16 protein-coding genes and 1 pseudogene are annotated in these 21442 nt (G+C 67.5%); 9 read left to right on the top strand and 8 right to left on the bottom strand.

Features of this window, described 5'->3' with window-relative positions; genetic code table 11:
• The first annotated feature begins 356 nt into the window (after positions 1-356).
• Together HWX07_RS05615 and HWX07_RS05610 are read left to right on the top strand one after the other, a co-directional pair.
• Positions 357-1511 (top strand): branched-chain amino acid ABC transporter substrate-binding protein, encoded by a 1155-nt coding sequence (locus HWX07_RS05615; protein ID WP_175875543.1) that lies wholly within the window; start codon positions 357-359, stop codon positions 1509-1511.
• Positions 1512-1598: 87 nt separating this feature from the next.
• Positions 1599-1901 carry a hypothetical protein gene (locus HWX07_RS05610; RefSeq protein ID WP_011549323.1) on the top strand — a complete coding sequence of 101 codons (303 nt, stop codon included), beginning with the start codon at positions 1599-1601 and terminating at the stop codon, positions 1899-1901.
• A gap of 84 nt (positions 1902-1985) precedes the next feature.
• Here the strand turns inward: HWX07_RS05610 and HWX07_RS05605 are convergent, their stop codons facing one another.
• Positions 1986-5042, bottom strand: a complete 3057-nt coding sequence (locus tag HWX07_RS05605) for an FAD-binding and (Fe-S)-binding domain-containing protein (protein WP_175875542.1) — start codon at positions 5040-5042, stop codon at positions 1986-1988.
• 154 nt (positions 5043-5196) lie between these two features.
• Here HWX07_RS05605 and HWX07_RS05600 point away from each other — a divergent pair, with 154 nt between their 5' ends.
• Positions 5197-6090, top strand: a complete 894-nt coding sequence (locus HWX07_RS05600; RefSeq protein ID WP_175875541.1) for a LysR substrate-binding domain-containing protein — start codon at positions 5197-5199, stop codon at positions 6088-6090.
• Between the two features lie 22 nt (positions 6091-6112).
• Here HWX07_RS05600 and HWX07_RS05595 read toward each other — a convergent pair whose 3' ends face one another.
• Positions 6113-6961: a LysR substrate-binding domain-containing protein gene (locus tag HWX07_RS05595; RefSeq protein WP_175875540.1), complete on the bottom strand. Its 849-nt coding sequence runs from the start codon at positions 6959-6961 to the stop codon at positions 6113-6115.
• 111 nt (positions 6962-7072) lie between these two features.
• Here HWX07_RS05595 and HWX07_RS05590 point away from each other — a divergent pair, with 111 nt between their 5' ends.
• On the top strand, positions 7073-7720 hold the full coding sequence (locus HWX07_RS05590) for a LysE family translocator (protein WP_175875539.1): 648 nt from the start codon (positions 7073-7075) through the stop codon (positions 7718-7720).
• 59 nt (positions 7721-7779) lie between these two features.
• Here HWX07_RS05590 and sfnG read toward each other — a convergent pair whose 3' ends face one another.
• The gene (gene sfnG, locus HWX07_RS05585; RefSeq protein ID WP_175875538.1) at positions 7780-8883 is read right to left on the bottom strand and encodes a dimethylsulfone monooxygenase SfnG; all 1104 of its coding nucleotides are present in this window, start codon (positions 8881-8883) and stop codon (positions 7780-7782) included.
• 38 nt (positions 8884-8921) lie between these two features.
• Positions 8922-9482, bottom strand: coding sequence for an FMN reductase (msuE, locus tag HWX07_RS05580; RefSeq protein ID WP_175875537.1), 561 nt, complete (start codon positions 9480-9482; stop codon positions 8922-8924).
• Between the two features lie 453 nt (positions 9483-9935).
• On the opposite strand from msuE, the gene HWX07_RS05575 reads away from it, so the two are divergent.
• Both HWX07_RS05575 and dhaL read left to right on the top strand, forming a co-directional pair.
• Positions 9936-11063, top strand: a complete 1128-nt coding sequence (locus tag HWX07_RS05575) for a sigma 54-interacting transcriptional regulator (RefSeq protein WP_175875536.1) — start codon at positions 9936-9938, stop codon at positions 11061-11063.
• Between the two features lie 243 nt (positions 11064-11306).
• Positions 11307-13016 (top strand): dihydroxyacetone kinase subunit DhaL, encoded by a 1710-nt coding sequence (gene dhaL / locus HWX07_RS05570; protein ID WP_175875535.1) that lies wholly within the window; start codon positions 11307-11309, stop codon positions 13014-13016.
• 19 nt (positions 13017-13035) lie between these two features.
• Here the strand turns inward: dhaL and HWX07_RS05565 are convergent, their stop codons facing one another.
• Positions 13036-13323, bottom strand: a complete 288-nt coding sequence (locus tag HWX07_RS05565) for a DUF1330 domain-containing protein (RefSeq protein WP_175875534.1) — start codon at positions 13321-13323, stop codon at positions 13036-13038.
• 264 nt (positions 13324-13587) lie between these two features.
• Between HWX07_RS05565 and HWX07_RS05560 the strand changes: the two genes are divergently transcribed.
• Positions 13588-14973: an MFS transporter gene (locus HWX07_RS05560; protein WP_175766710.1), complete on the top strand. Its 1386-nt coding sequence runs from the start codon at positions 13588-13590 to the stop codon at positions 14971-14973.
• A 403-nt stretch (positions 14974-15376) separates the two neighbouring features.
• On the opposite strand, the gene HWX07_RS05555 is transcribed toward HWX07_RS05560, so the two are convergent.
• On the bottom strand, positions 15377-16720 hold the full coding sequence (locus HWX07_RS05555) for a PLP-dependent aminotransferase family protein (protein ID WP_175875533.1): 1344 nt from the start codon (positions 16718-16720) through the stop codon (positions 15377-15379).
• Between the two features lie 303 nt (positions 16721-17023).
• Here HWX07_RS05555 and HWX07_RS05550 point away from each other — a divergent pair, with 303 nt between their 5' ends.
• A complete protein-coding gene (locus tag HWX07_RS05550) occupies positions 17024-17806 on the top strand; it encodes a sulfite exporter TauE/SafE family protein (protein WP_175875532.1) in 783 nt (260 codons plus the stop codon).
• 71 nt (positions 17807-17877) lie between these two features.
• A pseudogene (locus HWX07_RS05545) lies at positions 17878-18419 on the top strand (MBL fold metallo-hydrolase); the annotation flags it as partial.
• A gap of 127 nt (positions 18420-18546) precedes the next feature.
• Here HWX07_RS05545 and HWX07_RS05540 read toward each other — a convergent pair.
• Both HWX07_RS05540 and HWX07_RS05535 read right to left on the bottom strand, forming a co-directional pair.
• Positions 18547-19941: an aspartate aminotransferase family protein gene (locus HWX07_RS05540; RefSeq protein ID WP_175875531.1), complete on the bottom strand. Its 1395-nt coding sequence runs from the start codon at positions 19939-19941 to the stop codon at positions 18547-18549.
• 20 nt (positions 19942-19961) lie between these two features.
• On the bottom strand, positions 19962-21440 hold the full coding sequence (locus HWX07_RS05535) for an NAD-dependent succinate-semialdehyde dehydrogenase (protein ID WP_175875530.1): 1479 nt from the start codon (positions 21438-21440) through the stop codon (positions 19962-19964).
• Between the last annotated feature and the right edge of the window lie 2 nt (positions 21441-21442).

The following is a 21442-nucleotide window of genomic DNA, read 5'->3' as shown; positions in this document are numbered from 1 at the left end:
GTCAGTGTCCATGGCTTCGTCGCGGCGACCGGCCGAATAATGGATGCGGTCGTAAGGCCGACGACAGCGAATCGCAACCTGCAGCTCGCCGCAGTGCACGATTTCCGGCATCCGGAGCCTTCGACGGCCGGGCGTCGACCCGTGCCGCGCCGGCCCGCTACGGGATTCGCCGCAGCGCGCAAAAGCGGCTTCATATATATTCATACGATTGCGTGGCGTCCAGCGGCAACGCAGGTCACTCGGCCCGGCGCCATGCAAGTGAAGCCCATGATGGGTATGGAGACTCGTCCGATCGCCCCGGCCCCGCGGCCGGCCGGTCGAGACGTCAATAGAAAGACTCAATTCGGAGATGGCAGATGGAACGAAGCACTGTCGGCATGCGCTGCAAACCCCTGATCACCGTTGCACTCGCAGCCGCCGCGTTCGCGGCCGCGTCGACCGCGATGGCCGACCAGGTCGTGAAGATCGGCAGCGTCGAACCGACGACGGGTGGTATCTCGCACCTCGGCAAGGACAATGAGAACGGCGCGCGCCTCGCGGTCGAGGAAATCAACGCGAAGGGCCTGACGATCGGCGGCAAGAAGATCACGCTGCAATTCGACGCGCAGGATGACGCGGCCGACCCGCGCCAGGCCACCCAGGTGGCGCAGAAGCTCGTCGACGACAAGGTCGTCGCCGTCATCGGGCACCTGAACTCGGGCACGTCGATTCCGGCGTCGAAGATCTACAGCGACGCGGGCATCGTGCAGATCTCGCCGTCGGCCACGAACCCGACCTACACGCAGCAAGGCTTCAAGACGACCTACCGCGTGGTCGCCACCGACGCGCAGCAGGGCCCCGCGCTCGCGAGCTATGCACAGTCGAAGGGCGTGAAGAGCGTCGCGGTGGTCGACGATTCGACCGCGTACGGCCAGGGTCTCGCGAACGAGTTCGAGAAGAAGGCGAAGGCGCTCGGCCTGAAGGTGCTGTCGCACGACGCGACCAACGACAAGGCCGTCGACTTCCGCGCGATCCTGACGAAGATCAAGGGCGAGAACCCCGACGCGATCATGTACGGCGGCATGGACGCCACCGGCGGCCCGCTCGCGAAGCAGGCGAAGCAGCTCGGCCTGCGCGCGAAGATTCTGTCCGGCGACGGCGTGTGCACCGATTCGCTGGCCGAACTGGCCGGCCCGGCGGCCGACAACGTGCTGTGCTCGCAGGCAGGCGCCGCGCTCGAGAAGATGCCGGGCGGCGCGGGCTTCCTCGCGAAGTACCAGAAGCGCTTCAACCAGGGCATCAAGTTCGACGCGCCGTTCGCGTACGACGCGGTCTACATCGTGGTCGACGCGATGAAGCGCGCGAACTCGACCGACCCGGCGAAGATCCTCGCGGCGATGCCGGCGACGAAGTACGACGGCGTGATCGGCACGACGACGTTCGACGCGAAGGGCGACCTGACGCACGGGATCATCTCGATCTACGGCTACAAGGGCGGCAAGAAGACCTTCCTCGACCAGGTGAAGATGTAATCCGACGCGGCGCCGGCACGACGGGAACGCCACCCGTCGGCGCCGGCGCCGCGCGGGCGGAATACCGATTCACGGAGACGAAGCATCATGTGTGCAATGGCGTATGCGGAATTCCAACAGGAGTTGAAGAAGGCCCAGTTGACGGCGCGCGAGTTCGCCCGCCTGATCCGGATGAACGAAAGTTCGATCACCAACTATTCGAGCAAGGGCACCGTCCCATCCCACCTCGCGGTCATCGCGAAACTGATCGGCACGCTGGCCGCGCACGAGATCGACTTCCGGCGCGTGATCCGGCAAATGCGGATCGAGCCGAAACGTCCGCGCGGCGTCGGCGTGTTTCCCGCCGCGGAAAAACCGCGCTCGCGGAAAGCGGCGAAAGCCGACGCCTGACCCGCGCCGGCCCAGGTCGAAAGCGGCACGGGGATTGCCGCTCGACACTCCCTCACGGGCCACGCGACCCGCACCGCCCGAGCATCACCCCACCGCCCGCACATGATCGAGCAGCGCCTGCAGCGGATGGCGCACCTGCTTCGACGACAGACGTTTCACCTGGCTGCGACACGAATACCCGGTCGCCAGCGCCTCGCCCTCCTGCTGCGCCCCGTCGACGTGCGCGGCCCACGACTGCGCATAGATCGTCTTCGACGTCGCGAGATTGCGCGCCTCGTGCCCGTACGTGCCCGACATCCCGCAGCACCCGGCCGCCTGAACCTGCAAGCGCAGCCCGCGACGCGCGAACACCTGCGCCCACTGCTTGCCGCTGTCCGGCGCATTGGTCCTCTCGGTGCAGTGCGGCAGCAACCGGTATGAAACCGTCGCCCCGCCCGCACCGGCTTGCGGCAGCGTATCCAGCAACCATTCCTGCGGCAGCGCGACCTCCGGCACGTCGGTGAGCCCGGTCACCTTCAGGTATTCCTGCCGATACGTGAGCGTCATCGCCGGATCGAGGCCGACCAGCGCGACACCCGAGCGCGCCAGCGCGGCCAGTTGCGTCGCGTTGCGGATCGCGGCCTTTTCGAATGCATGAAGAAATCCCTGCACGTGCAGCGCCTTGCCGTTCGGCGCGAGCGGTGCGAGCCACACCCGGAAACCGAGACGCGCCGCCAGCTCGATCAGCGTCGCCAGTTGCTCGGTATCGAAATAACGCGTGAACGTGTCCTGCACGATGACGACGCTGCGCGCGCGCTGCGCCTCGCTCAGCGCGGCGAGCGCATGCGGGTCGGCCGGCTTCACGCGCCACGCGCGGAGCACGGCCGCGAGATCGAAGCGGCTCAGCAGCGGGCTGTCGACCATGCCGACCTGGCGCTCGAGCAGCGTCCTCACCCAGCCGGCGCCCATCAGGCCGTTGTACAGCGCGGGCACGCGCGCCATCCACGGCATCGTGAATTCGAGCGAGCCGATCAGGTAGTCGCGCAGCGGCCGCAGGTAACGCTGGTGATACAGCTCGAGAAAGCGCGAGCGAAACTCGGGCACGTTGACCTTGACCGGGCACTGCCCCGCGCACGACTTGCAGGCGAGGCACCCGGCCATCGCGTCGTACACCTCGTGCGAGAAATCCGCGTCGCCATCGAGGGTGTTGCGGGCGTTGCGGCTGTTGCGCCAGCGCTCGGCCAGACCGCGCAGGAACGGCTGCCGCGTGCGCGCCGCCGCGACGACGTCGACGCCGGCCTGCCCTTGCAGACGCAACCATTCGCGCATCAGCGACGCGCGCCCCTTCGGCGACTGCACGCGTTCGCGCGTCGCCTTCCACGACGGGCACATCGCGTCGTCCGGGTCGAAGTTGTAGCACGCGCCGTTGCCGTTGCAATGCATCGCGGTGCCGTAGCTTTGCCACACGCGCTCGTCGATGTGCCGGTCGTGGTCGCCGCGCGTCGGCACCTCGTCGATCTTCAGCAGCCGCAGCGTGGGGTCCGGCGGCGTCGCGATCTTGCCCGGGTTGAACTGGTTGTGCGGATCGAACGCGGCCTTCAACTGCTGCAGCGACGGATACAGCTCGCCGAAAAACGCCGGCGCATATTCGGAGCGCACGCCCTTGCCGTGCTCGCCCCATAACAGGCCACCATGCCGCCGCGTGAGCTCGGCCACCGCATCCGACACGGGCCGCACCAGCGCGGCCTGCTTCGGGTCCTTCATGTCGAGCGCCGGGCGCACGTGCAGCACGCCCGCGTCGACATGGCCGAACATCCCGTACTGCAGCCCGTGGCCGTCGAGCAGCGCGCGGAATTCGGCGATGTACGCGGCGAGGTTCTCGGGCGGTACCGCGGTGTCCTCGACGAACGGCTGCGGACGCGCCTCGCCCTGCACGTTGCCGAGCAGGCCGACCGCGCGCTTGCGCATCGCATACACGCGCTTCAGCGCGTCGTCGCCGGCCGCGAGCGTATGGCCCAGACGCTCCACGCTCGTATCGGTGCGCAGATGCTCGACGAACGCACGCACGCGTGCATCGACGTCGTGTTCGTCGTCGCCGCTGAATTCGATCAGGTTGATGCCGAGCGTCGGACGCGCGTCGTCCTGCGGGAAATACTCGGCCACGCTGCTCCACACGAAATCCTTCATCGCGAGCATCAGCACCTTCGAGTCGACCGTCTCGATCGACAGCGGCCGGTGTTCGAGCAGCGCGCGCGCGTCGCGCAGCGCGTCCATGAAGCCCGCGTAGCGCACGTTGACCAGCACCGAATATTTCGGAATCGGCAGCACGTTGAGCTTCGCCTCGACGACGAAGCCGAGCGAGCCTTCCGCGCCGCACAGCACGCTGTTCAGGTTGAAGCGGCCGTCGGGTTCGCGCAGGTGCGCGAGGTCATAGCCGGTCAGGCAGCGATTGAGCTTCGGAAATTTCGCGTCGATCAGCGCCGCCTTGTCGTCACTGATGCGCCGCGCGGTGCGATACACCTTGCCGACGCGGTCCTGCCGCGCGCAGCGGCGCGCCAGTTCTTCGTCGTCGAGCGCGTCGCTGTGCAGACGCTCGCCGCCCATCAGCACGAAATCGAGTTCGAGCACGTGGTCGCGCGTCTTGCCGTACGTGCAGCTGCCCTGCCCGCTCGCGTCGGTGTTGATCATCCCGCCGACGGTCGCACGGTTCGACGTCGACAGCTCCGGCGCGAAGAACAGCCCGTGCGGCTTCAACGCCGCATTGAGCTGATCCTTGACGACGCCCGCCTGCACGCGCACCCAGCGCTCTTCCGCGTTGATTTCGAGGATCCCGTTCATGTTGCGCGACAGGTCGACGACGATGCCGTCGGTCAGCGACTGCCCGTTGGTGCCGGTGCCGCCGCCGCGCGCGGCGACCGCGACGTCGCGGTGCGCGGGCTCGTCCAGCAGCCGGGCCAGCAGCTGGACGTCATCCGCATGCGCGGGACAGATCACCGCCTGCGGCAGGCGCTGGTAGATCGAATTGTCGGTGGCCTGCACGGTCCGGTTCGCGTGGTCCGCACGGATTTCCCCGGCGAAGCCGGCGGCCTGCAGCGCGGCGAGAAAATCGCGGTAAACGTTCGCGGACGGGCTGGCGGGACGGGGCAACGGGGCGATCGACATGGGGCAAAGGCGCAATGTTGGGGGGAGCCGGCCGGTTCACGCACGCCAAAGTATGATTTTTTGGCAAGTTTCCGCACAACCGGGAATTGCAGTATCTTTCGATATTCCGCCAGAAACAAACGAATTCTTACCCGGCGAACCTTGCATAAAACTCATGAATTACCGTCGCCTCACTCCGTCGATGTCGCTGCTGCTCGTATTCGAGGCCGCCGCGCGGCATGAAAGCTACACGCGCGCGGCCGACGAGCTGTCGCTGAGCCAGAGCGCGATCAGCCGGCAGGTGCAGACGCTCGAGGATCAGCTCGGCGTGCCGCTGTTCCGGCGCGAGGGCCGCTCGGTCAAGCTGACCGAAGTCGGCCGCCGCTACTTCGCCGAGCTGAGCGGCGCGCTCGGGCGCATTCGGGGCGCGACGCTGCAGGCGATGTCGCACCAGGCCGGCGCCGGCACGCTGCGGCTGGCCACCCTGCCGACGTTCGGCTCGAAATGGCTGCTGCCGCACCTGCACGGCTTCTACGCCGCGCATCCGGGCGTGACCGTGCACCTTCATTCACGGATCGGTGCGATCGATTTCCTCCACGACGACCTCGACGCGGCGATCACCGTCGGCGCCGGCGACTGGCCCGGCCTGCACGCGCACCGGCTGTACAACGAGTTCCTGATCGCGATCGCGCCGCCGCCCGACACGGGCCGCGGTCGCAAGGCCGACGCGCGCACGCCGGCCTGGGCCGCAAAGCAGACGCTGCTGGGCGTGACGAGCAATCAGCAGGCCTGGGCAGAGTGGTTCTCGCACTATCGGCTCGATCATCGCCAGATGCGGATCGGTCCGAGTTTCGAGCTGACGTCGCACCTGATCCAGGCCGTGCGCGCGGGAATGGGAATCGGGCTGGTGCCGAAGGTGCTGGTGGAGGATGAATTGAGCCGCGGCGAGCTCGTGTCGATCGGCGACGCGATTACCAGCCAGCGCAGCTATTACCTCGTCTACCCGCCGGGCAACGAAACGCTGCCGTCGCTGGTCGCGTTCCGTGAATGGCTGCTGACGTCGTGTTGACGCGCTTCCGGCGACGTGCCGGTCAGGCACGCCATTCGCCGAGGATCTGCTCGGCAAGGTAGTCGCACGGCGGCCGCGCGGACTGCGCGCTGCGCGCGAGCACGACCTCGAGTTCGCCGAGCGACGGCAGCCCGTGGCTCTCCGACAGCTGCAACAGGTGATCGGGCACGCAGCAGCGCGCGAGCGGCGCGATCGCAAGGCCGGCCTCGACCATGCTGAGCAGCCCGAGGAAACTCGGGCTTTCATACGACATCCGGAACGGAATCTTCCGCCGGTTCAACGCCTTGATCGCATGGTCGCGCGCCATGCTGCCATGCGAGAACAGCGCAACCGGCAGCGGCCGCTCCTCCCACACGTTCCGTTTCGCCGATCCCGTCCAGACGATCGGCTCGAGCCGGATCAGCTCGCCGGACACGCCCTTGACGCGGGTCAGGCATGCGAGATCGACCGTGTTGTCCTTCAGCATCGGCACGAGCGCGCTGCTCGGCTGGCCGATCACGCGCACTTCCACGCGCGGATGCATCGCGGCGAACTTGCCGAGCACCTGCGGCAGCAGCGACGAGATGTAGTCGTCGGGCACGCCGATCGTCACGCGGCCGCGGATCTCCGGACGCACGACCGATGCCCACGCCTCGTCGCGCATCGCGAGCATCCGGCGGCCATAGTCGGCGAGCATCCTGCCGTCGTCGGTCGGCGTCACGTTGCGCGTGTCGCGGATGAACAGCGGCTTGCCGAGCGCGTCTTCCAGCGTCTTGATCTGCATGCTCACCGCCGACGGCGACCGGTGCACGATTTGCGCGCCCTGCGCAAACGATCCGGATTCCGCGACAGCCACCACCATCGCGAGCACATCGAGGTCGAGCTTCTTCATTTTGGTTCAGAAAAACTGATCAATCGATTCAGTTTATCCCGTTTTACTGTTCGCCTCCAGCGCCGGACAATGAACTCCGTCAGCACTCATTCGACGCAGGAAGCGAAAAACATGCACACGTCCGGATCGCTTTACGGATTTCTCGTCATCGGCGGCATGCTCGCGGTCACGCCGGGGCCGAACATGGTCTACGTGATGTCGCGCTCGATCGCGCAAGGGCGGGCGGCGGGGCTCGTTTCGCTCGCGGGCGTGATGCTCGGCTACCTGTTCTACATGTTCGCCGCGGCGTTCGGCATCACGACGCTGTTCATGAGCGTGCCCTATGCGGGCAGCGTGCTGGGCGCGGTCGGGGCGACCTATCTGCTGTACCTCGCATGGCAGGCGGTGCGGCCGGGCGGCCGCTCGCCGTTCGAGGTGAAGACGCTGCCGAACGAACAGCCGCTGCGGCTGCTCGCGATGGGCGCGACGACCAGCGTGCTGAACCCGAAACTGGCGATGCTGTTCGTGTCGCTGCTGCCGCAGTTCATCGACTACAAACACGGCAGCGTGTTCGGCCAGTCGCTGTTTCTCGGCTCGCTGCTGATCGCCGCGTTCGCATCGGCCAACGGGCTGGTCGCGATCTGCTCGGGCAGCCTGGCGAAGTTCCTGCACGGCCGCCCGACGCTGCTGCTCGCGCAGCGCTGGGCGATGGGCGCGGTGCTCGGCGGCCTCGGCGTGGAGATGATGATCGAAGCGTCGAAGATGGCAGGCATCGCGTAAGCATCGTGCCGCCGCGCGAGCCCGCACGATCGCGGGCCGCGCGCGGGCGGCGGCCCGCATCACGCGGCCACGGCCTGCCGCTGCGCCTCCAGTTCGCGCACGAGCGGCAGCACGCGCTTGCCGAAGTACTCGACTTCCTCGATGAAATGCAGGAACCCGGCCAGCACGAGATCGACGCCGATCGCCTTCAGCGCGACGATCCGCTCGGCGATCTGCTGCGGCGTGCCGATCAGGTTCGTGCGAAAGCCGTCGTTGTACTGCACGAGATCCTCGAACGTCGATTTCGCCCAATTGCCCTCGCCTTCGGGCGACGCCTTGCCGGCCTGCTTCACCGCATCGCCGAACGCGTGCACGGCCTCGACGTGCGCATGCCGGATGATGTCGTCGAGCACGGCCTGCGCTTCTTCCTCGGTGTCGCGCGCGATCACGAATGCATTGACGCCGATGCGCACGCGATGGTTGTTCGCCGCCGCCTTCGCGCGAATGTCGTCGATCTGCGCCTTCAGGTTCTCCGGCGTATTGCCGTTCGTGAAATACCAGTCCGACACGCTCGCCGCGTTGTCGCGCGCCGCGCGCGAGCTGCCGCCCTGGAAGATTTCCGGATGCGGCTTCTGCACCGGCTTCGGGCTGAGCGTGTAGTCGTTGAAGCGATAGAAGTCGCCCTTGAACGTGAAGTTGTCCTGGGTCCAGATACCCTTGAGCGCCTGGATGAATTCCTTCGAGCGCCGATAGCGTTCGTCGTGCTCGAGCCACGGCTCGCCGATCGCGGTGAATTCGCCCTTGAACCAGCCGCTCACGACGTTGATCGCGATGCGCCCGTTCGAGATGTGGTCGATCGTCGCGAGCTGCTTCGCGACCACGGCCGGATGCCACGGCCCCGGCAGGATCGCGGCGAGCACCTTGAGCTTCGTCGTCGCATGCAGCAGCGCCTGGCTGAACGATACCGACTCGTGCTGGTATTCGGCGCCGTAGCCGGCGGTGAAGCGGATCTGGCTCAGCGCATAGTCGAAGCCGGCCGCCTCGGCCGTGCGCGCGAGCTTCTGGTTGTATTCGAGGCTCCAGTCGGTGCGCTGCTCGATCGTGCTGACGACGAGGCCGCCGCTGACGTTCGGCACCCAGTACGCGAATTTGACGCCATCGGCGGAAAGGTCGGGAAGGCTCATGAAGGTGTCCTGGTCGAAGGGGAAACGAAAAAAGCGGCTTACGCGGCCGCGGCGGAAAGCGCGGGCGCGCGCAGTTGCGGCACCGCACGCGCCACGGCGAGCGCGACGCGCTCGCGCAACGCCGGACTGGCGATCTGGTACTGGTCGAAATCGCTTTCGGACGCATACACGCCGATCGGCAGCGTGCGCGCCTGGAAGAAGCTGAACAGCGGGCGCAATTGATGATCGATCACGAGCGCATGGCGTTCGCTGCCGCCGGTGGCCGCGAGCAGCACCGGCACGTCGACGAGCGCGTCGTGGCGCACGAGGTCGAACAGGTGCTTGAAGAGGCCCGTGTACGACGCGCGATACACCGGGCTCGCGACGACGAGTGCGTCAGCCGTCTCGATCGCGCGGATCAGCGCATCGAGATCGTCCGGCACCTGCGCACGCGTCAGCGCGCCGGCCAGCCGGCTGCCGATCTCGCCGAGTTCGATCAATCGCGTCTCGATCGGCAGCGCGGCGCCGAGCGCCGTGACGATCGCGTCGGTCAGCGCCAGCGTGCGCGACGGCCGCTGCAGGCTGCCCGATATCGCGACGACGTTGAGGGTGTGGCTCATGCAATGCGTTCCCGTGGTGGAGCCGCGTGCAATGCGGCGATACCGGTTCGGGGCAGCAAGGAGCGTGCCATCGGTGCGGCTGCGTGACGGAAATTCCGTCTGCACCGCGAAGTTTCTTGCCATCGCCCGTCAGAAATGACGCTCGACCAAATGCGCGGCAGTGGAAAGCGTTCCGGTTCGCGCTTCACATCGATATTCCGTCACGCGATGAATCCGGTGCAGCGGGTCTGCTGATGCGCTGCTGATCAGGCAGCAGCGCATCGCGTGCGATAGCGCTGAATTTGATGCCGTGACATCACTGCACCGCCGCTCTTCCGCGCCATTGCGGGTTCCGCAGCAATCGCGCTTTGGTTATCAGAAATCGATGCTTCTCGCGCGCGGCGAAACGTTCAACACTCTGCTGACCACGCAGCAGCCGGTCCGCACTGCCCGGCCATCCAACGGTTCATCGCCATGACTTCCATTTCCGCATCGCCGCGCCCGCTCAATCTTCGCGTCGTTACCGCTTCCCGCGACCCCGCAGGCCATCAAGCCGCGGCGCCCGTGCGCACGCTGCCCGAACGTCACGCGCAGGCCGGCGCACAGGTGCAGGTGTTCGCCGATCCGCGTTCGCTCGCGCTGCTCGAACAGGTTCGCCGCGTCGCGCCGAGCGACGCGAACGTGCTGATCGTCGGCGAGACGGGCACCGGCAAGGAACTGATCGCACGGCACGTGCACGAGCTCGGCGCCCGTCGCGACGGGCCGTTCGTCGCGGTGAACTGCGGCGCGTTCTCCGAAACGCTCGTCGATAGCGAACTGTTCGGCCACGAGAAAGGCGCGTTTACCGGTGCATTCAGCGCGAAGCCCGGCTGGTTCGAAGCCGCGCACGGCGGCACGCTGTTTCTCGACGAAATCGGCGACCTGCCGCTCGCGATGCAGGTGAAACTGCTGCGCGTGCTGCAGGAGCGCGAGGTCGTGCGGCTCGGTTCACGCACCGGGATTCCCGTCGACGTACGGGTGGTCGCGGCAACCAACGTCGACTTGCAACAGGCGGTCGCGGCCGGGCAGTTTCGCGGCGACCTGTTCTACCGGCTCAACGTCGTCCAGCTCGCGGTCCCGCCGCTGCGCGAGCGGCCGGGCGACATCCTGCCGCTCGCGCGCCACTTCTTCGACATGTACCGCGACCGGCTCGGCGGCGGGCCGCGCCGCATCGATCCGCGCGCCGAGCGCCGGCTCGAGGCACACGGCTGGCCCGGCAATATCCGCGAACTGGAGAACGTGATCCATCACGCGCTGCTCGTGAGCCGTCACGACGTGCTGCAGGACAGCGACCTGCACATCGCGCCGCCGTGTGTACCGGCCGTGGCCGCGCCGGTGGCCGATTCGTCCGCCGATGCACAGGCGGCGCTCGAGCATGCGCTGCGTGACCTGTTCGACGACGGGCACGGCAGCCTGTTCGAACACATCGAGGACACCGTGATGCGTGTCGCGTTCGAATTCAGTCACCGCAACCAGATCCGCGCCGCGCAGTTGCTCGGCATCAGCCGCAACGTGCTGCGGGCACGGCTGATTCGCGCGAAGGCGATCACCGCGCTGAAATAGCGGCATCCGGCGCGCGCCGCCGCTCCGCCCCGGCGCCATCGCGCCGCGATCCGCGCCGCAACGTCCGAACCTGATGTATCTTGGCGCGAAGCGTACGCTTCGTTGTCCGCCCCGCACCGGTCGCCCGTTACGCGACCATCCGCGACTGGCAACAACGCACGCACGAACCTCCGCAACACGAAAGCCGTCCGGCGCCCGTGCGCGCCCGGCCGAGCCCTGTTCACCCGTCCGGAATCCGTCGCCATGAAAAAGCTTGTGAACCGCCCGTCCGACGTCGTGCGAGAAATGCTCGAAGGCATCGCACGGCAATCGCCGCATCTCGCGATCCTCGGCGACGAGCACGTGCTCGTCCGCCAGCCGCTGCCCGAGCCGTCGCAGCGGCCGGTCGCGATCCTGTCCGGCGGCGGCAGCGGCCACGAGCCCGCGCACGGCGGCTACGTCGGCGAAGGGATGCTGAGCGCGGCCGTGTGCGGCGAAGTGTTCACGTCGCCGTCGACCGACGCGGTGCTCGCCGCGATCCGCGCGAGCGCCGGCCCGAACGGCGCGCTGCTGATCGTGAAGAACTACACCGGCGACCGGCTCAATTTCGGGCTCGCCGCCGAACTCGCACGCGCGGAAGGCATTCCGGTCGAAACCGTGATCGTCGCCGACGACGTGTCGCTGCGCGGCCGCGTCGAGCGCGGCCAGCGGCGCGGAATCGCCGGCACCGTGCTGATCCACAAGCTCGCGGGCGCGGCCGCCGCGCGCGGGCTGCCGCTTGCCCGCGTCGCGAGCATCGCGCGCGACGCGGCGGCCGAGCTCGGCACGATGGGCGTCGCGCTCGACGGCTGCACGATCCCGGGCGCCGACAAGTCGGGCTTCAGCCTCGCCGATCACGAGATCGAACTGGGCCTCGGCATCCATGGCGAGAAAGGCGTCGAGCGCCGCGCGCCGCTGCCGGCCGACGCGCTGGCCGACACGCTGCTGTCGAGCATCGTCGCCGATCTCGTGCTCGACCGCGACGAACGCGTCGCGCTGTTCGTCAACGGCCTCGGCGCGACGCCGGACATGGAGCTCGCGATCGTGCTGCGCGCCGCGTTCGACAACCTGAGCCGGCGCGGCATCGTCGTCGCGCGCGCATGGGCCGGTACGTTCCTGTCCGCGCTGAACATGCCGGGCTGCTCGATCTCGGTGCTGCGGCTGAACGACGAACGCGCGGCGCTGCTCGACGCGCCGACGCAGGCGCGCGCCTGGCCGGGCGGCGGCCTCGTGAACACACGGATTCGCGTGGCTGCTCCCGCGTCGCAGGACGCGCCGCCGCCGCCGCTCGATGCGACCGGCCGTGCGTGGGCCGCGCGCCTGCAACCGGCACTGCACGCGGTGGCGCAGACACTGATCGACCACGAACAGACGCTGACGGATCTCGACGCGGCAGCCGGCGACGGCGATCTCGGCGCGAGCATGCGGCGCGCCGCGCAGGCGATCCTCGAATTACCCGACACCGCGTACGGCACGCCGGCCGGTGCGCTCGCGGCGCTCGGCGCCGCGTTGCGCCGCGCGATCGCCGGCAGTTCGGGGCCGTTCTATGCGACCGCGCTGCTGCGCGCGTCGCGCCGGCTGGCCGATGTCGCCGATGGCGCCGAGCCGTCGCCGCGCGACTGGGCCGCGGCGTTCCGCGCAGCGGTGGATGCGATCAGCGAACTCGGCGGCGCGCAGGCCGGCGACCGGACGATGCTCGATGCGCTGGTGCCGGCCGTCGACGCATTCGGTCGCGCGCTCGACGGCGATCGGGATCCCGCGAGCGCGTGGGCGGCGGCCGTCGAAGCGGCCGAACGAGGCGCGGAGGAAACGACGCGCATGACGCCGCGCGCGGGACGCGCCAGCTATCTCGGCGAGCGCGCGATCGGCACGCCGGACGGCGGCGCGGTGGCCGTGTCGTACTGGCTGCGCGCGCTGCTGCCGCACGTGCGGTAACGGGCGCGCGCGGCCGCGCTCAGACGCCCTCGACCAGCACCGCGCGATAGCGCGCGCCCTTGAACCGGTGCTGGACGACCGCCTGGTACTCGGGGCCGCGATACCACGCGTGCGCGGCCTCCTTCGACGGGAACTCGACGATCACGACGCCTTCCGGGCCTTCCCCCTCGAGGATTTCCTGCGGCCCATAGGCGGCGAGCACCTTCACCGGATGGCCGGCAAGGGTCGCGCCGACCTGGCTCGCGTAGATGTCGAGCTCATGCTGGTCCAGCGTGCTTTCCCGCGTAAAGACGATGTAGGTCGCCACGATATGCGCTCCTGATCAAGGGTGAAAAAAGGGACGCCACGCGCGGCACGGTCCGAGGAATCCGGCGTGGCAGCGCGCAGCTTACCGCCGTTCGCCAGTCGGCGCCGCGGAGAGCCGGCCACGGCCGCGGCGGGCCGCCCCGCCGCAGCGCGGGAAAACCCCGATTCCCACATCGTCCTATGACATCCGGCATCGCAAATTGACGGGATTACTTTGATCCTCGTCGGCGCCCGCCCGGGCGCATGCTGATAGCGAGGACCCCTCATGCGATACGTGCCATCGTGGACTTCCGTTTCCGCCGCGTCGTCGATTCCCGACGATGCGACCACCCAACGCGGCGACGAGCCGCACAGCCTGCCGCGGGTCGCGATCGCGGCCGCCGCCCTCGGCAATGCGACCGAATGGTTCGATTACGGCATTTACGCGTACGGCCTCGCATACATTTCCGCCGCGCTGTTTCCCGGCAACACCGCGAGCGCGACGCTGTTCGCCCTCGGCACGTTCGCGATCTCGTTCCTGATCCGCCCGCTCGGCGGCCTGTTCTGGGGTCCGCTCGGCGACCGGCTCGGCCGCAAGCGCGTGCTCGCGCTGACGGTCCTGACGATGTCGGGCGCCACGTTGCTCGTCGGCGTGCTGCCGAGCTATGCGACGGCCGGCTGGCTCGCGCCGGCCGCGCTGATCGTACTGCGCATGGTGCAAGGTTTCTCGACCGGCGGCGAATACGGCGGTGCGGCGACCTTCATCGCCGAATACGCACCTGATTCACGGCGCGGCCTGTGCGGCAGCTTCCTCGAATTCGCGACGCTCGCCGGCTTCTCGCTCGGCGCGTTCCTGATGCTCGGCTTCGCGTTGCTGCTCGGCGATTCGGCGATGCATGCGTGGGGCTGGCGCCTGCCGTTCCTCGTCGCGGCGCCGCTCGGCCTGATCGGCTTCTACCTGCGCTCGCGCCTCGAGGAAACACCGGTGTTCCGCGAACTGGAGGAACAGGCACACCGCCGCGAGAAAAACGCCACCGCCGCGCTGCCGATCCGGCTGCTGCTGGTGCGCTATGCGAAGCCGCTGCTGCTGCTCGGCGGGCTGGTCGTCGCGCTGAACGTCGTCAACTACGTGCTGCTCGCGTACATGCCGACCTACATGCACAAGGAGCTCGGCGTGAGCGAGAACATGTCGCTGCTGATTCCGCTGATCGGCATGCTCGCGATGATGGTGCTGCTGCCGTTCGCCGGCTGGCTGTCGGACCGCGTCGGCCGCAAGACGATGTGGTGGTTCTCGCTCGTCGGGCTGTTCGTCGCGGCCGTGCCGATGTTCACGCTGATGACGCACGGCCCGCTCGGCGCGTTCATCGGCTTCGCGGTGCTCGGCGTGCTCTACGTGCCGCAGCTCGCCACCATTTCCGCGATGTTCCCGGCGATGTTCCCGACCCACGTCCGCTATGCGGGCATGGCGATCGCGTACAACGTGTCGACGTCGCTGTTCGGCGGCACCGCGCCGATCGTCAACGACTGGCTGATCGGCAAGACCGGCAACGCGCTGATTCCCGCTTACTACATGATGGCCGCGTGCGCGGTCGGGTTGGTCGCGCTGTTGGCGGTGATCGAGACGCGCGGGTGTTCGTTGCGTGGGGAAGCCGTGCCGGGACAACCGGGTTGACGCATTCGCGACGATCGCCTGCGGCTTCCCATAAGCGGCAACCTTCATCGCCCGCCTTCCGGCAACGGAGGCGGGCGATGTGCGTTTCGGAAGGGGTCGACGGCCACCGCGGGTCCGATGCGCTTCGACCGGAAGCCGTCGTTGGCCGTCGACGGAATCGACGGCCGTGAGCTCGCCCGAAGCGGGCAGGAATACAAAACGTCACTCGATATTGGCTTCCGCGTCGGCCGTATCTTCAAGCCGCCGGGAGCGCGGTTCCGGCTCGGCCAGATGTGCCGGCCCGAGGTTTCCGAGCGCCCGCGCCCGAATCGATGCGGCTTGAGCGTTGCGTTGAGGGCGTCGGTGCCGAACGACCGTCCGACGGCCACGCGCGAGAGGCCAGTCCAGCGTCTCGGCGCAGCGCTCATTCGGTCGAATCGAAATCCTCTTCTCTTGCATTCAGGATTCCGCTCAGCGTGAGCAGACCCGCGTCGAGCTGGTCCATCGTGGGTGCGGCAAGCGCCAGCCTGACGGCGTTCGGCGCATGGCCGGGCGCGGCCGCGAAGGTGGTCGAGGGCGTCAACGCGATGTCGCGCCGGGCTGCCGCTGCGACCAACGCCTGCGAGCGCCAATGGGCCGGCAGCGTCAACCACAGATGAAAGCATTTGCCGTTCGTCTGAATGTCGAAATCCGACAGACGGTCGGCGGCCAGCTTCTGACGAGCCACCGCATCGATGCGTTTCAGTCGGGCGAGTTCGGCAACCGTACCGTCGCTCATCAAGCGCTGCGCGGCGGCAAATGCAAATCCCGATGCCGTCCATCCACCCGAGCGCACCGACGCCATCACGGTTTCACGCAACCGATGCGGCGGCACGATGAAGCCGAGCGTCAACCCCGGCGCGACCTTCTTCGACAGGCTGTCGATCACGATGCAATTGTCCGGCGAGAGGGCGGCAAGCGGCGGCTGGTCGTCGAGGAAGCCGTACACGTTGTCCTCGATGATCGGAATGCCGAGCTTTTCCACGACGCGCAACAGATCTTCCCGTCGCGCGGCATTCATCGTCATGCCCAACGGATTCTGGATGGCGGGCTGAATGTAGATCGCCGAGAGATTCGCTTCCCGGTGCGCCTTGAGTACGGCGTCGGGGCGCACGCCGCCTTCGTCCATCGCGAGCGGGACCAGCGTGATACCGAGGCGAGCCGCGATGCCCTTGATGAACGGGTAGGTCAAGGTTTCGACGCCGCAGCGCCCGCCCGTCGGAACAATGGCGCCGACCGCGGCGGCAATGCTCTGTCGTCCGTTCCCCGTGAAGACCAGCTGCTCGGCAGAAGGCGCCCAACCGTTGCCCGCCAGACATGCGGCGGAGACGTTCCTGAGAGCGGGCGTTCCACTGCTGGTTGCCTGACCCAGGGCGCTCGCGAGCTCCGCACCGCTTTCGAGCCCGCTCAGGCTTCTCGCGATGAGCGACGTCTGGTCGGGAAGTATCGGGTAATTGAACTCCAGATCGATCCGGACATCGCGCGGTTCGCCCGGCGCCGCTGCGCCGCGCCTTGCGTCGCCCGAAACGAACGTTCCCCGTCCGACCTCGCCGACGACGAGCCCTCGCCGCAACAACTCTGCATAGACCCTGCTGGCCGTCGACACGGCGATCTTTCGCTGGTCCGCGAAATTGCGCTGGGGAGGAAGCCGGTCGCCCGGCCTGAGCGTTCCGGCGGCAATGTCCGCGGCGATCGTGTCGGCCAACTTCAGATATTCGGATTTGGACATTCAATGCACCGAGTTCAATATATATTGCACCGAGATCAATGTTTTGATTGTACCGAGTTGCACGCCGGTGCATTCTGTCTTCATCGCCCGATTGTATCGGGATTGCCCAGCTTCCACGGCCAATGTGCACGCGCCTCGTTTCGACGAAATCCGCGCGGGCGTCGGATTGTCCTCGGAGCATTCATGGAGACGCAATATGCCTTTCACCGCTTCGATGACCGCCCACCCTGCGTCTGCGAGAAGGACGACGGGGCTTTCACGCCTGTTGGGCGTGTGTGACGCCGACCGCGCGAGGTCATCGCGATGATTTCGTCGACCGGAATGGATCTGCAACTGACATTCATCACGATACTCATCGCCTTCACGGGCGTGTTCCTGATCTCGTTCATGAAAGGGGCCTTCGGCGGCGGCTTTTCGATCGTCGGTATTCCGTTGCTGTCGTTGGTGATGGATCCGGTGACCGCGGGCGGCATGCTCGCACCGCTGTTCATCGCAATGGATCTGTTCGCATTGCGCTACTGGAAGCCTTCGACCTGGTCGAAGCCGGACCTGATGCTGCTTTTGCCGGGACTCGTGACGGGCATCGGCGTCGGCTATCTGACCTTCCGGCTCCTCGACCACCGTGCGATCGCGATCGTGATGGCGGCGATCACGCTGATCTTCGTCGGACTGTGGTGGGCCGGAGGCGCGGCGTTGACGGTCCGTCCGCGTTCGACGCCAAAGGCGATCACGGCGGGTCTTGCCTCCGGCGTGACCACGATGGTCGCGCATTCGGGCGGCCCGCCGCTCGCCATGTATCTGCTGCCGCTCGGCCTCGGCAAGGAAGTCTATGCGGGAACGACAAGCTTGTTCTTTACCGTGGGTAACGCAACCAAGGCAGTGCCATGGCTGCTGCTGGCCAGGCCGACGGGCAATGTCTGGATCGTGATGATGGTCTGCCTGTGTGCCATTCCTGCTGGTGTCGTCGCCGGCTGGCGGCTTCACGCGAAACTGGATCAACGCCAGGTTTATCGCGCCTGCTACGGGCTGCTGGTGCTGGCCGCGGTGAAACTGCTTTGGGATGGCGTCACGGGCTATCTCGCGTAAGCGCGGCAAGCCTGTCGCGATGTCGTACCGGGCTGGCGGTAGCGGCATATCTGCCGGGGGGCTTCGACTGGCTGATCGGCAAGACCGGCCACGCGCTGATTCCCGCGTACTACATGACGACTGCATGGTCGGGGCTGGTCGCGCTGCCGACTTCCACCATGTCCCCAATGTGAGCGAAGCGAACCGCAACGCCTGGTTCGACGGCCGTTTCCTGCAACGCGACATGTTCGACCGGGCACTCGACATCGCGCTCGGGCGCAGCGCCGATCGCCTGATCCTGATCGATTCGGGCGTGGGCGACGGCTTCGAATACTTCACGCGCGCCGGGCGCTCGGTGATGCGCATGGAATCGGCCCGCATCGACCTGGCCGCGATCGCCGATATCGTGATCACGCACATGCACATGGATCACATGGGCGGGCTGAACGTCGACGGCGCCAAAGCGAAGCTGCGCCCCAACGTACGCATTCACATATCGGCCGCGGAAGTGGCGTTCTGGAAAAATCCGGACTTCAGCAAGACGGTGATGCCGGAAACCGTTCCACCCGCGCCGCGCAAGGCGGCGGCGAGGTTCGCGGACCTCCATGGCGAAAACATCGTGCCGTTCGATCGGTAGCCGACGCGCCGTACACCCCGCATTGACGTTTTCCCGCACCGTACCGGCAAGAAAAAACGCCGCCGCACTTGCATGCGGCGGCGTCACCTCGCGCGTCGAAACACGCATCAGGACCGTTCGAATATCACGCGACGGCAGACAGGTTTCGCTGCGCGACTTCATCCACCGCTTCCTTCACGATCCCGACGATCTCGTCGGCTTCCTCGCGCGTCATCACGAGCGGCGGTGCAAACCCGAGAATGTCGCCGTGCGGCATCGCCCGCGCGATCACGCCGCGCTGCAGCGCGGCCGCCGACACCTGCGCACCGATCTTCAGCGCGGGATCGAACGGCGTGCGCGCGTCCTTGTCGGCCATGAACTCGAGCGCGGCCAGCATGCCGACGCTGCGCACCTCGCCAACGAGCGGATGCGCACCGAAGGCGTCGCGCAGCTTCGCGCCGAAATACTTGCCCACTTCCGCAGCATTGCCGACCAGGTTCTCGCGCTCCAGGATCGCGAGGTTCGCGAGCGCGGCGGCCGCGCACACCGGATGGCCCGAATACGTCCAGCCGTGCCCCATCGGCCCGTGTTCCTGCGAGCCGCGCGCGATCACGTCCCACACCTTCTCGCCGACGATCACGCCCGACAGCGGCGCATACGCGCTCGTCAACCCCTTCGCGACGGTAATCAGGTCGGGCTCGATCCCGAAGTGCTGGGCGCCCATCTTCGAGCCGAGCCGCCCGAACCCGCACACGACTTCATCGGAGATCAACAGGATGTCGTGCTTGCGCAGCACGGCCTGGATCGCGGGCCAGTAGCCGGCCGGCGGCTCGATGATCCCGCCGGTGCCCATCACCGGCTCCGCGATGAACGCGGCGACCGTGTCGGCGCCCTCGCGCGCGATCAGCTTCTCGAGCTCGTCGACGCAGTACGCGACGAACTGCGCTTCGCTCATGCTGGCCGGCGCCTTGCGATACCAGTGCGGACACACCGTATGCTTCACGCGATCGATCGGCAGGTCGAAATGCTGGTGGAAGCTCGGCAGGCCCGTGAGGCTGCCCGTCACGATGCCCGAGCCGTGATAGCCGCGCTCGCGCGAGATGATCTTCTTCTTGTTGGGGCGGCCGAGCACGTTGTTGTAGTACCAGACGATCTTGATCTGCGTCTCGTTCGCGTCGGAGCCCGACATCCCGTAATAGACCTTCTTCATCCCGGCCGGCGACCAGCCGATGATGCGCGACGACAGCTCGATGATCGCGTCCGACGAATGGCCGACATACGTGTGGTAGTACGCGAGCTGCTTCGCCTGCTCGTACATCGCGTCGGCCACTTCGGTACGGCCGTAGCCGATGTTCACGCAGTAGAGGCCGGCGAACGCGTCGATATAACGCTTGCCCTGGTGATCCTCGATGCGGATGCCTTTGCCGCCGCGCACGATCTTGCCCGGCAGCGCGCCGGTCTCATGGTCGTACGCGTGCGTCGACGGGTGCATGAAGTGGGCGCGGTCCTCGCGCAACAGTGCGTCGATCGATTGTTTCATGATGGGCTCCTTTGAATGGGTCAGGCCGTCGCCGCGACAGGCAGGCCGAGATTGCCGAGGCAGAAGTACTTGGTTTCGGTGAACGGCTCGAAGCCTTCGGCGCCGCCTTCGCGCCCGAGACCCGACGCCTTCATCCCGCCGAACGGGATCGGCGCACCGGTGAATTTCACGCCGTTGACCGACACCATCGCGAAATCGAGCCGCCGCACCAGCTGGAAGATCGTGTCGATGCGCGTCGCGCACACGTAGGCCGCGAGGCCGTACTCGGTGTCGTTGGCCGTTTCGACCGCTTCGTCGAGCGTGTCGAACGCGCTGACGGCCGAGATCGGTGCGAAATTTTCCTCGTCGACCACGCGCATGCCGGGCGCGGCATCCGCGATCACGGTCGGCTCGTAGAACCAGCCGCCGAGCGCATGCGGCCGGCCGCCCGCGACGATGCGCGCGCCGCGTGACCGCGCATCCTCGACGCGCGCCACGGTCGCGTCGAACGCGGCCTGGTGCATCAGCGGCCCGACGTCCACACCCTGCTCGAACGCGGGCCCCGTCTTCAGCGCGCGCACCGCGTCCGCATACCGTTCGACGAACGCGTCGTACAGCGGGCGCGCGACGAGCATCCGGTTCGCCGCGCAGCAGTCCTGGCCGGACGTCTGGAACTTCGCGCCGACGGCGATCCGCACCGCCTGGTCGAGATCCGCGTCCTCGGTCACGATGAACGGCGCATTGCCGCCCAGTTCGAGCGCGACCTTGCGGATGCCGGCCTTCGCGGCGGTTTCGGTCACGAGCCGGCCGACGCGCGTCGAGCCGGTGAAGCTCACCGCACGCACGCGCGCATCGCCGACCAGCGTTTCCATCGCCATCTGCGGCTCGCCGAGCACCACGTTGAACACGCCGGCCGGGAAGCCGGCCTCGTCGGCGAGCTGCCCGAGCGCGAGCGCCGAAAACGGCGTTTCGTGCGCGGGCTTCACGACCACCGCGCAACCGACCGCGATCGCGGCCGCCGCCTTGCGCGTGATCATCGCGGCCGGGAAATTCCACGGCGTGATCAGCGCCGCGACGCCGACCGGCTCCATCACGGTGCCGAGATGCGCGCCGTCGATGTGGGTCGGGATCGTGCGGCCCGCGACGCGTTTCGCCTCGTTCGCGAACCATTCGACGAAGCTCGCCGCATAGCGGATCTCGCCGCGCGCTTCGGCCAGCGGCTTGCCCTGCTCCAGCGACAGCAGCGCGGCCAGATCGTCGACGTGACGCAGGATCAGCGCATGCCAGCGCAGCAATGCCGCGCTGCGCACGGCCTGCGACGTCCAGCGCCAGGTGTCGTACGCGCGCTGCGCGGCGTCGACGGCCGCGACGATCTGCGCGCGTTCGAGCATCGGCACGTGGCCGATCACGGCCTGGTCGGCGGGGTTCACGACGGCGACCGTCGCGGCACTGTCGCTATGAATCCAGCGACCGTCGACGTAGCAGGTCGACTTGAACAGAACGGGGTGTCCGGGCAGCATGC

This window comes from Burkholderia sp. BCC0097 (genome assembly GCF_902832985.1).
Taxonomy (GTDB): Bacteria; Pseudomonadota; Gammaproteobacteria; order Burkholderiales; family Burkholderiaceae; genus Burkholderia; species Burkholderia orbicola.
Note: the sequence above shows the minus strand (reverse complement) of the source record. Positions and strands in the feature narration are given on the sequence as shown.